Below are 12710 nucleotides of genomic sequence, written 5' to 3'. Positions count from 1 at the left end.
ACATGCAGTACTGGGGGAATACCGCTTAATTAAAAGCATCACTACAAAGGCCGTCAAAACTCTTTGCCGTCAGGGACGATTTAGCTCTAAATTAAGGATGTGGATCGATCAATCTGTTGTCATTTAAAGATAAGAAATCTACAAATTGACAGTATCGAGGTTAAACCCTAGAATTTTCCTCTGATCCAACAATTGTCTTGATATAATGCCAAAAGTAATTGCTATCGCGGGAATGGGACTCTGCGGAAATGCTATTTTTTGTCGTTTAAGTCACCTGCTTGCAACAATGAAATATTCTGACGATGACATTACTATCTTAATCTTTGAACAAAATCCACAATACTTTGCTACAGGCTTTGCTTATTCTGTTGATAGCCCAGAATTCTGGACTTTAAATAATCCAGCTGATGGTTTCAAATTTACTTCTACTACAGATAGCCTAACAGAATGGATAGATGCTAATCCAGAGTTGCTCCAAGATCATTATCCACATAGAGACAAACAATATATTCCTCGTGCTTTAGTGGGTCATTATTTACGCGCTCAATATGAAAAACATAAAACACTGGTTAAATCACTAGGGATAACAGTCAAAGAAATTTTTTTGCCAATCTCAGATATTTGTCCACTAAAAGAAGGGAATTATCAGATAGCATGCATGGATCAAAATTATATCGCTGATAGACTTTTTATAACAACTGGACATTTAACAAATCCTTTTTTTCATACTGTCGAGAATCAACCAGGTTTTCTCCGTTTTGAAAACACAACAGGAAATCCAGATGCATGGGATTTAGCAGATGATGTTTATATCATTGGTGGTCAGGCAGCATTTGTTGATGCCGCACTTTGGTTAACTATGAAAAAGCAGTACTCAGGAAAAATACACAGTGTCACGCGAAATCCTAATATATTAACAACCAAAGGCAATACAGATGGTTGTGACACTACAAAACAACAGGAATTATCAAATAGTCTGCAAAAACGCTTTCCTGACAGTTTAACCTTTTTCGAAGCAAAAACATTATTTTGGAATGCTTATCAAAATGATGCTAAAAATCCTGTTGCTCCTACCCATTCCCCTGGTGCTCTTGAGACTTTACGTTATCAAATGAATAAATTTGATCATCTGCCAGAAAACAATCCCATACTGGGTAATATTGATGAGCTACGAGCATTTATTAAAACTTTTTATTTTAGTGGTTGTTATACTCACATGTGGCAAAGCTTGAATGTTGAAGGCAAAGAACAATTTCTAAAATACTTCTATTCTCTTTTAATGGCTTATTTGACTGGTATCACACCAGTGAATGCTAGAATCATGCTCCATCTCTATGAGAAAAATAGAATTATTGAGCATCATAGCTTGGCTTCTGTAAGCTATGATGAAGTAAATCACAGGTTCCAATTATTATTTACATCAGGCGAAGTCTTGCATGCTGCAACTCTTATTGATGCAACTGGATATCGTTACAAACCAGATCCCAATAGTGTCAAGCCCATGTTATTAGACAAGTTGGCACAAACCGGATTAATAAGCACTAAGCCTTATGGTGGCATCCATTTAACGGATCATTATCAAGTGATCGATACATACGGAAAGGTACATGAAAATCTAGTTTGTATAGGGCCTGTAGCAAATTACAATCATCCTGTTCCTACACCACATTCTTCATTTATGGTTTATCGTGATGTAGATTTGGTGATGGATCAATTTGCTTCTACATTTCAGGTGACTGAACATGAGGCCATAAGTCTACCCCTGAATGTTTTCAATAAAACGCTCTAGGTTTTCTATAATTGATAATAGATTCTCATTTAACTTGCTAACTTCTTTATTGGGTAAATTACCAGCAGACAAATTCTGCATCAATATCCCCTGCTTTTCTAATTCGCGACAAGCATGTTTCGCTTTTTCAGTAAGAAAAAAATGATAGCAACGTTTGTCCTGTTCACTTCGAACACGTGTGATAAGCTGGTCTCTTTCCATCTTATCAAGTATACCTACTACGGTAGGTTGTTTCAGTCCCGCACTTTTTGTGAGTTCCATTTGCGTTTGGCCGTCCCGCTCCCACAAGCGAACCAGAAAAATAGTCTGACTATAGGTCACACCAAGTTCTTCAAGGTTGAGATTTGAAACACGTTCAAACAAGCGAGCTGCCTTTTTAATCAAGACACCAGTATGTTCATTCAAATTAAATGTCATGGATAGTTCCTTTTTGCGCTATTATATAGGCGCCTATATATATTGACAATATCGTATCCCCTTACTATCATGGCGGCACTTTTTGTGTTTATAAAGGGATTTAATGATGTTCAAAAAAGTTAGCAGCCTATTTATTGCTCTATCGATTTTCAATGGCCTCACTTATTCCTCTTCTATCAACACCACGTTAGCTGTTGTTGAAGAAAATGCCGATCGTATCAGTTTCTATAATCCCGATACAGGTGCAAGAAAAGGTAGCCTGAAACTTGCCTTCCTCCCTCATGAGATTGCTGTTACAAAAGATGGGAAAACAGCTTTTGTCAGCAATTTCGGCATTAGAGACTACGACAGTGGCTCTGGTATACCTGGTGTGTCCATTTCTGTTATCGATTTATTAAATCAAGTCGAGAAATATCGGCTATTTACTTTTGAATCACTAGAGAACAAAGACTATGCAGACATCGATAGTGCGCCTCATGGTGTTAAGTTACGACCTCCTTTTGAAAAACAACTTTTTGTGAATGTGGAAAAAGGCGGTAAGATTCTCGTCTTTGATGTTGATACCAAAACCATCGTCAAAAAAATTGCGGTCAGTCCTAATACACATAATCTGTTTTTTTCTAATGATGGAAAAACCTTGTGGTTAATGGCGGGTAAAGATGGCGTCATTCGAATCGATCCTGATTCAGGAATAATTACTGGAAACCTCACATTGCCCTCAGCTGTACGGGGTTTAAAATATACGCCAGATCATCGTTCCTTGATGGTATCAGCTGTCAATCAGATCGTCTTTATTGATCCCGATACCCTCGCCATTAAAAAACAATTCACTAATTTGAATCTAGGACCGATTCTTTACTCAGATATTACTCCTGATCAAAACTATGTATTAGCACCGGCGCCCTTTGATCACCAAGTTGCAGTGATTGATGTTCATTCAGGCCAAGTGATAAAACGATTAGTCACCGGATTAAATCCGATTAACGTTTTAATGGACCCAGAGGGTCAATATGCTTATGTATCTAATGCAACAGACAAGCATTTATCTAAAATAGATTTGCATAATTTTGAACTCATCTCTATTCCAACCCATGCTGGACCAAATGGTTTAGCATTCATCCCTGAGTTTACCCAAAGAACACACAAAAAACTGCGCATGGGAGTTGCTTTACCATTGACAGGGAAGGATGGTTCTAAAGGTCGTGAAATGCTAAGAGGATATGAATATTGGAAAAGTACTGTTATCAAAAGCGGTGGACTTTTAATTGACAATCAAGTTTATGATCCCGATATTGTTTATCTAGACACCGAATCCCAGAAAGATAAACTCAAAAGCTTGACTCAGGAATTGCTCAAGCAATATCAAATACAAATATTATTATCTACCTATGGTATTGATAATTACAATCTTGAAAAAGAAATAGCAGAAGCAAACCAAATTATCCTTACCCCAGCACCTGGAGAAGAAATACTTTGGAAACCTGATAATATTGCTCGAGGTTATGATTATTTTGTAACAACAAACCTTTATGAGAAAGGCTATGTTACACAGTACAATTTTAAACCCACCTCCTGGTCAGCAATGGCATCCGTCATCGGATTGAAATTCCAAAATGCTTCTCAAACAGCAAATACTTTAGATTATCAACAAATAACAACTTTATTAAATGAGGGAGATTTTCACCTATTTTATCCCTAAAACCTCATACAAATTGGATAGAACTGAATCGATATATTAAGGATTATTATGAAACTAAAGATCGAACATAGCTATATTGAAATATGTAAGCGATTATCTCAACTGACAACGCCCTTAATCTGTGATGCTTTACCCGGTGTGCGTCTCATGGATTCAGATATTCATTCTTTTAACACATCGCCACAAACAAGAATTGTAGGAAGAGCTTATACAGTTAACTCGGCTCAAGATTCTTTATCTACAATGCAAGCATTGGATGACTTGCCTGATTTTATGCTTGCCCTTGGTTGTTCTGATGACCGAGTTCCCATTTTATTGGTTATCGCTTCCTGCGGCACCAAGCTTGCTGTAGCAGGTGGCATGTGTGCAGATGTAGCAAAAACGAAGGGTTTTGGTGGCATTATTACTGATGGAAATTGTCGAGATGTTTCTGAAATCAGAACAACAAATATCCCTTTTCTTGCTAAGGGACAATGCGCCAAATCAGGAAGTAAAAATAAAATTGGCAGTATAAGAAAACCAATCAATTGTGGTTCTGTTGAGGTAAATCCTGGTGAGCTGATATTTGCTGACGAAGACGGCATTATTGTCATGAATAAAGAAGAAGCAGTTAATGCTATTAATAAAGCAGAAGAGATTAAGGAAAAAGAAGCGGCTGCCCTCACTCGAATTCATGAAGGTGCTCGTTTTGATGAAATTTGCAATCTAAAAGAACACATGGAAAAGCTAGAAAATAATGAGGCATCCAGTCTAAAGCTAACTGTTTAAAACTAAGGAATTAAAATTATGTTTTTCCATCCCAAGATGCTTTTTATGTTATTTATTTTATTAGTGTGTACTGAAGTACTAGCACATAATGAAGATTATGTCTTTGATCCTAATGATCCACATCACAGTCTTTATATTCCTGATGCAACGATGAGATCCCCTGCTATTTTATTATTGCATGCGAGTACCGGTATCGAAAAAGTGAATTATGATTGGGCCACCCGATTAAAAGAGCATGGATACGTAGTCTATATAATAGACAGTTTTAAACCCAGAGGTTGGGAAGATCGTCGCTCAGTAGGCTGGGAAAGAGCAACACAAGCACAACTTGATGATATCGTTCCTGCCTATGAATATCTTAAGCAGCTTCCTTCTGTTGATCCTGACCGAATAGGACTTTTGGGATTTTCTATGGGAGGTTTTGATGTATTGAAAATCATGGCGTTATCACAACAAGATCCGAAACCTTACCAAAAGCTCTCTTTTAAAGCAGCGGCTTCTTTTTATGGCGTATGTCATCGACTTGAAGAAGGAACAAAACTAAGGGCAATCACCAAACTATTTATTGGGGAACATGATGATCGTGCAACAACCCAAGATTGCATTCAGTTAGTCGACCAAAGTACTGGTAGCAATCAAAATGTTTCCATCCAAATTTATGAAAATGCATTGCATGGATTTGATAACTTTGAGTTCCCAGTTTCAAAAGAAGTTATTGACGAAAAAGGAGAACATTATCATATTGGTTTTAATGAAGCAGCAAGAGCACAAGCATTGAAAGATTTACCCGAATTTTTTGATGGCTATCTCAAGATAAACCCTGAGAATAAATAACCATTGGTGTTTTATGATTATTAATAAATCAAAAAATCTTTGCTATAAGTTTGTTTCTATCAATTATTAACAATAGTTATGCATTTATTGATGAGCAACAAAAAATGAATAAACAAATAGTTACTGAGTTTTATAATAAAGCAATTAATCAAAAAAATTTTGAAGCAGCATCAAAGTACCTGGGAACAAATTATAAACAACATAATCCTGCTGCCGCTGATGGACCTGAAGGTTTAAAAGCATTTATTCAATATTTAATTGAATATTATCCTAATTCTCATAGTGAAATTAAAAAAATTTTTACTGATGGGGACTATGTTATTCTTTATGTACATTCTATTCGTGAGCCTGGCACTCGGGGTAGAGCTATTTTTGATTTATTCAAATTAGAAGACGGGAAAATCATAGAGCATTGGGACGCAATACAAGATATTCCGGTAAAATCAGCTAATTCAAATAGTATGTTTTAATATCACAATAATGAGCCACATCAATAATTAAAAAATAAGATATGCTTGCTCAATAGAATAAAAAATTTATTATTTCATGTTAAGATGTGCAGCTTTATAAATAAATTTACCACATAGTGACCATTATGAATCCACGTTCTATTCAATTAACTCAAAATCATGGTGGGCCTCTCCATTATCTCGGAAATAGGTACCTTACTCTTCCAGATTTGACAGGGCATATGTCCCCTGATACTAGCTGGTTGAATGAGCATCTCTCTGTATTATTGGCAAATAATAATGGTCAAAAATACAAGAAAGCAATCGAACCTTTTGCAGGGTCTGCTTCCTGGAGTATGGCCGCAATGGAGATCGGTCTTGCAGAGGAATATATCATCAATGACAGCAATAAAATTCTTATTAATACACTTCAATTAATTAAAGACAAACCAGATCTAATCAAAGAGCCCTATACAGCATTAGTAGAAAAATATGATGCCTCATTATCAAAAAAAGATTTTTTCCTTGAAGTGATTGGGAATTACAACCAAATAACTGATGAAGAAAAAGCATTACTGCTCCCTTTTATCATTAATCATTCATGGGGTGGAATCCTTTTTTATGATAAGGAATTAAACATTATCTACCGTGAAGGTGAACTATTTGAAGAAAAAAAGGCTGATAGATTTCTTGAGAAAGCGAACTTGTCTTTGGAAATGTTTTTAAGTGAAATTGACCGAGTATCTATTCTACTCAATGCTAATCGGGTTACCTTCAAAAGCGGGGATTTTATGGAAGTGATTTCGATTGCGTCACCTGGTGATTTTGTGGCGCTGAATCCTCCTTATCCAGAGAATGAACATTCGACGCTTGAAAAAGCTGGGATGTATATTGAACTTTATTCGCCTGAAAAACTGCACCAGAATTTGGTGCAAATCATTCAAGATCTTGAAAGCCAAGGTATTCATTACTACATGACTTATGGATTTTATAATCCAAAATTCAGAAAATATGTCTTGGCTAATGAAAATCATCAACCAATTAATTACTTTCGTGTTCTAGGCTATAAACATTGTGCTTTTGGAATAGGCCTTGATCAGATGTATTTTACTTCCCAATTTTCAATTCCCAAAGGTATAAATATATTCAAAGCGGAGGATGTTTTGGGTGCACAAGATTTAACAGCTGAAGAGGCACTTGAACAATTTAAGCAGCTTTCAAAAAAATGTTTTGCTGTTATTTACCGAGCCTTTATTAAGCCTGGACTTGAGATGGAGTATCAAAAGGCTTGGCATCAGGTTGCTTCCTATTTTGTGCAATATCGCGGTGCCTTAGGTTCTTGCCTGCATAAAACTAACGATGGTATGTGGCTTGCTTATTCTCGTTGGCCCGATAAAGCTACTCGAGATGCTTCTTGGCCAGGCGACAATGCACCATCTAAGATGTTACCCAATGAAATTAGAAAAGCGGTTATAACCATCCAAGAGTGTATTGATCAAACACAAAAACTACCCGAAATTACTATGGAAGTGGTCAATGATTTATTGTATTCAAGCTAATTTTAGAAGATATAACTCATGAATCAATCGCAAATGAATTACCAACTAGAGCTTGTTATAGACACCAATCTACTAGAACAGCAAGATAAAATTGTTCGTGATGGGATAGTAAATTTTAATGCTCCTTTTACAGAAACCAAACCAGAGCGTTACTCAATCTATGGGAAAGATAACGGGGGTAATATTATTGGCGGAGCTATTGTGTATGCTCATAAAAGCTCAATATACGTTGATGTCCTCTGGGTTAAGGAAGAATACCGTGGCCTTGGTATCGGTGCTGAACTATTACGCAGCGTTGAAGCCGAAGCAATTAAGCGAGGTATTCCTGCATCAACATTAGATACTTTTTCTTTTCAAGCAGAAGGATTTTATTTAAAACAAGGTTATCAGCACATAGGGACAATTAAAAATTATTTAGAAGGACATGATCGGATCTATTTTAGAAAACAATTGTAGAAAGAGTGGGGCATATCCCCCATAAGAGAGTATGCCTTGAAAAAGGAACAGAAGAAACGAAGCATCTGTTCTCCAGAGTTGAATTTTTATTGGAACTAATCATAAAAATTCATAAATAAATTAGAAAGGAAAAGGAGGTAGCTGATTCCTATCTCTAAGCCAGAATGAATGATGCCACTCTTCATAGATGGAAACGGGCATATTGCTTTGCTTAAATTTATCAAAAGATAAGTCGCAAAGAAACCATTTAAGGAATTCTGCGCAAGTTTCCGGACTTATTAATTGACCAGACTGATAAGCCTCATCAAACATTTTATGTAAATGAAATGAAGTTGTTTCTCTTAAAATTTTTTGAATTCTTGTATCCACTTCCCCTGGAATAACACAAGACACACCAATATTTTTCTCTGCTAGCTCTTTTCTCACAATAGCAGTTACTTCATCCAAACCCGCTTTGCTGGCACAGTATGTTGAACTTTCTTTAAGTTTCAGAGTAGCTGCTCTTGATGTAACAAATAAAATCCGAGACTTCTCAGGCATCTGCGCGGCAAGTAGTGCCGTAAGTTTCATTGGAGCTAATAAATTAACCTGAAAAACTTCGTCAATACTGTCACAATCGTATTCGGTCAACGGACGTGGAGGACTTTTCATTCCTGCATTTTGAACTAAAAGATGAAGCGGTATTCCAGAATCATTAATAATTTTAGCAACCTGTTCGATATCACTATTGCGAATAAAATCCGATTGAATGGGCACAAAACGAGGATATAGCGCTTTAGTATCCTCTAAGCTGCTCACATCCCGCCCTGTTCCATAGACAGCCCAGCCGTCACCTAAAAGAATTTTAGCAAGTTCAAGACCAACTCCATGGCTGGCTCCGGTCACTAATGCAGCTTTATTATTGTTGATGTTCGTCATGAAGCATTCCTTGAAACTTAAGTTACTTTCGTGCGGTATGGTAATCAAAGTTGGCGAAAGTTAAAAGGTTATTCCTAATTCATGTGTTACTAATTGAGTTAATTCTGGAATACTCGCCTTGACTTGAATAATAGTAGGTAAAACCTGAAGAACCTGCTCTATACCAATGTCCTGCTGCTCTTTATCAGAATTAAAAGAACGGTTTATATTATATACTAGCCAATTGATCCAATTGCCAAGAACACCATAAAAAGCAGCTTCTAAATGATCCTGATTTATTGTTATTCCAGAAGATGCATATGTTTTTAGCATTTTTATAAATAAAGTTTTATTAAACAGCGGAGTAGTAATTCCACTCCAATCAAGAGCACAATTGACTATTTCATAAGTGGGATTAAGTTTTCGCGCAGACTCCCAATCAATGAGAAATGGAGTATCATTTTTATCCCATAAAACATTTTTTTGATCCAAATCACCATGGCTTACTACACTACTACTTTGTAGAATAGGTATTGCTTTTTGATAGATATCGTTAAGCTCAATTATAACTCGTTGATTACTTTTTAATTGCTTCTTAAACACCAAATTTTTGCTTGCTGACTGGTCTATTAACACACTAATTTTTTCATTGGGATGAATATCAAATTCTTGAGCACTTAGCTGGGAAACATTAAGATTAATACGATGAATTTTAGCCAAAAGAGTGGCTATTTTAAGCGCATGCATCTCAGATATAGCGTCTTTATCCAATGCTTTTGCTGTTATCCAAGGATAAACAAGAAAGGCCTCATCTTCTGAAAGGATTAAGTAATTATTTTCTAATTTTAGAGCATGAACTGCGGGAATAGTACGCTGGGAAAATTGGAAAGCTATCTCTTCTGTCAATTCATATTGGGATTTAACTTCTTCAGTCAATTGGATGCTGCTATCGAGTTGTTTTACAGCAAACTGTGAGCCATTGCACTTCAGATACCACATTTTATGCAAAAGACCGCCATAGACTCTTTGAGGCAAGTCAAAAGGTTGGTTCATCTTTAATTTTTTACAGATTGTTTCTAGTTGACTTCTATTCACTATGAGCCGCCTTAAGAATGCCTTGTTTCTCTGACTCTTCATTAAAAAATTTAACAAAAAATGTTTTGCTTAACTTGGGATTTTTTTTATTGATTCTCGTAAATTCCGGCATAAAACCGCACTTTTTATAAAACTCTGGAGCTTGAAAAGCACTGGTCATCAAATTGATATTATTAAAGCCCTGACCTTTGAAGTGATGTTCAAGAGCAAGTAATAACTGTTTGCCATATCCTTTACCACGATAAGCACTGTCTACCCAAATATCATCCACATAAATTTCTGCAAACGCAGTAAAGGCATTAAGCGCACCAAAAATTTCTCCATGGGCAGAAGAAATGGTCACTGAAAAACGTCGATAATTGACGTCAATACCATGCTGAGCCTCATAGGCAATAAATCCATTTGTCATTCGTTTTTCCGTAGCTTCATCAAGTTCATCAACAAATTGGATTTGATATTCTTTCTTGCTTTCTAAAGGCTTGCTGCATTCATGTGCTGTACTATCAAAACGAAAAATAACTCGTTGTGGTTGATGCGGATCATAATTGATTGTTTTAATTTCTTCCTGGAAATTGCCCATTGTAATTTTTGAAATAGTTTTGCGCCAAAAACTAAGCCCTCGCTTATTTTCTGGAACCACAGAAACCTCCCATAAGCCTGGATGCATTTTCCATAATTCAGAGGAAACTAAATAACCTAAACCTTTGCCTTGAAACTTAGCAGTAATAAAAAACTCGCCCATATTCCATGCAGTATCAGGGTAAACTCCTTCGTGATTTAATAGAGCAAAACCAGCTAATTCATTACCAACTTTAATCAGAAAGGCTTTTCTTGTCGGCTCTTCAAAGTATTTTTTAAAATCGAAGCTTTCATACAGGCCATCGGAAGGCAAAGCCCAATCATCTGAAATAAAACCACAGTCACGCGAGAGTTCATATACATAAAATCGTGCCATGTTTTGGATGGTAGGATAATCATCTAATGTTGCTGTCTCAACTTTTAAAGCAGAGTGTAATTCTTTGATGTTCACAGCATTTTCCTTAAATACAGTTTCGCCATATGACCTTCATTCTGATATCCAAGCGATTTGTAAAAATCATGGGAGCCTTCTTTGGCTCGCCTAAGTCCCGATGTCAAATCAATGATACAGGGACTAAATTGCCTGGCAAACTCCTCAACAGTAATCATAAGCTTTTTACCTATTCCTTGATTACGATAACTTTGGTCGACCACAAGGCCTTCAATATGAAATCTTGTTGTTTCGGAAACAAAAAGATAACTCTTAGACCAAGCAATCCAACCAACAACTTTTCCAGCAATTTCCGCAAGAAGAACACCGTAATGCAGTTCATTAGTAAATAGCTCAAGTCGTCTTTGTAACTCAGCAGATGATTGCGGATAGCCTAATTGTTCCATTAAAGGGTGAAGATGTTGAGCATCATCAATTACTGCTTTGCGGATAATCAACTCAATAGACATTTTAGCACTCCAGATTCACTCTATCCCCGGATAGATTAGGAGATGAAATCACCAAAAAAGAAACTAAATTTTTGGAACTGTTTTTCACTTGATGAGCTTCCCCTGCTTTTATACTTATTCCTTCCTGTTCCTGCAACACCTGTTCATATTCTTCAAACTCAATAACCAATTGTCCTTGTAAACAATAAAAAAATTGTTCTGTTTCCTGATGATAATGCTTTATCTCACAACTTCCTGCGGGCATCGTTTCATAAATAACACTAAACTGCCCCTCATTTTTTAACCACCATCCATCACAATTTTGTCCCCACTTAAAATGAGGCGTATTGTTTATTGAAACAACCTCTTCGCTCACTACAGATTCTAATGTAGGCGATTTTAGGTTTTGACTTAAGATCGAGGCTGAATCATCATTTAAGAGCCCGATGTCTGTTGTTTCCTGAAATTCTTTACGCAAAAAATAAAAAACAGAGTTTTTCTGAAACCCATGCCGCTCAAATTCAAGTTCGAAACCTAATTTTTTATAAAATTCTATTGCTTCCCAATCCATAGTGTTAACTGTTGCAAAAGCACAGCCTTTCTCATTACCGTACTTCAATGCCTCTTGCATGAGCTTTGTTCCCCATCCTTGATGTCTGATGGACTCACTCACCCAAAGATTATCGACATGAAGTCCTCCATAGAGTGTTCCACCACTACAACCACCCACAATGCTATTGTCTGCATCACGAATAAAGCATGCAAAGAAATCTAAGGACTCGAAGCCCCTTGCTTGTTTGGCGTACGCCTTAATCCCATTCGTTAATATTTGAACATCATCAGGGTTTGGATTTTCTAAAAACGATAATTTTAAAGTCATTTAATGTATTCCACTGTAGGAGGCCAGGCACCATGCTCCACATAACTTGCCTCATCACTGCCCGACCAAGGTGGCATAGTAACGCAAATAAACACCAAATCTGCTGCATCACTTCGATATTGAAAATGTGTTCCCAAGGGAATATCGATGCTGACTCCAGCAGTTAAAGGGGTAATGCTCTCTTCATCGTTCAACTTACGCCAAATTGCACCCTCACCAGAAAGGACATGCCAAAATTCAGATACAGTTTTATGACGAACTGCTTTGGAAATTGTGCCTGCCTTCAAAGTACAGTGAGCCATTCCACCTAAATGATTATTCATCAGCAATCGAACCTCAGCTCCTGCTGGTGAAGTGTGTTGATATTCTTTGGGTATTTCTTGTGTATTCATTTATGCCTCTATTAAAC

The 12710-nt window shown here is 36.7% G+C and carries 14 protein-coding genes; 7 read left to right on the top strand and 7 right to left on the bottom strand.

Translation table 11 applies throughout. From position 1 onward, the window contains the following. Positions 1-205: 205 nt before the first annotated feature. The gene (locus tag ACWTEW_RS23350; protein ID WP_454783447.1) at positions 206-1789 is read left to right on the top strand and encodes an FAD/NAD(P)-binding protein; all 1584 of its coding nucleotides are present in this window, start codon (positions 206-208) and stop codon (positions 1787-1789) included. On the opposite strand, the gene ACWTEW_RS23345 is transcribed toward ACWTEW_RS23350, so the two are convergent. Then, complete coding sequence (locus ACWTEW_RS23345) at positions 1757-2206, bottom strand: MarR family winged helix-turn-helix transcriptional regulator (protein WP_454783446.1); 450 nt, start codon at positions 2204-2206, stop codon at positions 1757-1759. The two genes, ACWTEW_RS23350 and ACWTEW_RS23345, sit on opposite strands and share 33 nt — an antisense overlap. 103 nt (positions 2207-2309) lie before the next feature. Between ACWTEW_RS23345 and ACWTEW_RS23340 the strand changes: the two genes are divergently transcribed. From ACWTEW_RS23340 to ACWTEW_RS23315, 6 genes are all read left to right on the top strand, one after another. Further along, the gene (locus ACWTEW_RS23340) at positions 2310-3905 is read left to right on the top strand and encodes a YncE family protein (protein WP_454783445.1); all 1596 of its coding nucleotides are present in this window, start codon (positions 2310-2312) and stop codon (positions 3903-3905) included. 48 nt (positions 3906-3953) lie between these two features. After that, positions 3954-4673 (top strand): RraA family protein, encoded by a 720-nt coding sequence (locus ACWTEW_RS23335; protein WP_454783444.1) that lies wholly within the window; start codon positions 3954-3956, stop codon positions 4671-4673. 18 nt (positions 4674-4691) lie between these two features. Next, complete coding sequence (locus ACWTEW_RS23330) at positions 4692-5507, top strand: dienelactone hydrolase family protein (protein ID WP_454783443.1); 816 nt, start codon at positions 4692-4694, stop codon at positions 5505-5507. A gap of 104 nt (positions 5508-5611) precedes the next feature. Next, a complete protein-coding gene (locus tag ACWTEW_RS23325; RefSeq protein WP_454783442.1) occupies positions 5612-5977 on the top strand; it encodes a nuclear transport factor 2 family protein in 366 nt (121 codons plus the stop codon). Between the two features lie 125 nt (positions 5978-6102). Next, positions 6103-7515, top strand: a complete 1413-nt coding sequence (locus ACWTEW_RS23320) for a DNA adenine methylase (RefSeq protein ID WP_454783441.1) — start codon at positions 6103-6105, stop codon at positions 7513-7515. Positions 7516-7533: 18 nt separating this feature from the next. After that, a complete protein-coding gene (locus ACWTEW_RS23315) occupies positions 7534-7971 on the top strand; it encodes a GNAT family N-acetyltransferase (protein ID WP_454783440.1) in 438 nt (145 codons plus the stop codon). A gap of 120 nt (positions 7972-8091) precedes the next feature. Here the strand turns inward: ACWTEW_RS23315 and ACWTEW_RS23310 are convergent, their stop codons facing one another. From ACWTEW_RS23310 to ACWTEW_RS23285, 6 genes are read right to left on the bottom strand one after another with little or no spacing between them, the layout of a single operon-like run. Next, on the bottom strand, positions 8092-8889 hold the full coding sequence (locus tag ACWTEW_RS23310; protein WP_454783439.1) for an SDR family oxidoreductase: 798 nt from the start codon (positions 8887-8889) through the stop codon (positions 8092-8094). 60 nt (positions 8890-8949) lie between these two features. Next, positions 8950-9963 (bottom strand): aminoglycoside phosphotransferase family protein, encoded by a 1014-nt coding sequence (locus ACWTEW_RS23305; protein ID WP_454783438.1) that lies wholly within the window; start codon positions 9961-9963, stop codon positions 8950-8952. Beyond that, entirely contained in the window at positions 9956-10993 is a 1038-nt protein-coding gene (locus ACWTEW_RS23300) for a GNAT family N-acetyltransferase (protein ID WP_454783437.1), read from the bottom strand. The genes ACWTEW_RS23305 and ACWTEW_RS23300 overlap by 8 nt, the downstream gene beginning before the upstream one ends. Beyond that, the gene (locus tag ACWTEW_RS23295) at positions 10990-11442 is read right to left on the bottom strand and encodes a GNAT family N-acetyltransferase (protein WP_454783436.1); all 453 of its coding nucleotides are present in this window, start codon (positions 11440-11442) and stop codon (positions 10990-10992) included. Before ACWTEW_RS23295 ends, ACWTEW_RS23300 begins: the two co-directional genes overlap by 4 nt. 1 nt (position 11443) lies before the next feature. After that, the gene (locus ACWTEW_RS23290) at positions 11444-12301 is read right to left on the bottom strand and encodes a GNAT family N-acetyltransferase (protein ID WP_454783435.1); all 858 of its coding nucleotides are present in this window, start codon (positions 12299-12301) and stop codon (positions 11444-11446) included. After that, positions 12298-12693 (bottom strand): cupin domain-containing protein, encoded by a 396-nt coding sequence (locus ACWTEW_RS23285; RefSeq protein WP_021460598.1) that lies wholly within the window; start codon positions 12691-12693, stop codon positions 12298-12300. Before ACWTEW_RS23285 ends, ACWTEW_RS23290 begins: the two co-directional genes overlap by 4 nt. Between the last annotated feature and the right edge of the window lie 17 nt (positions 12694-12710).

Source organism: Legionella stuttgartensis (assembly GCF_977063405.2).
This window is presented reverse-complemented; position numbering and strand designations above follow the sequence as displayed.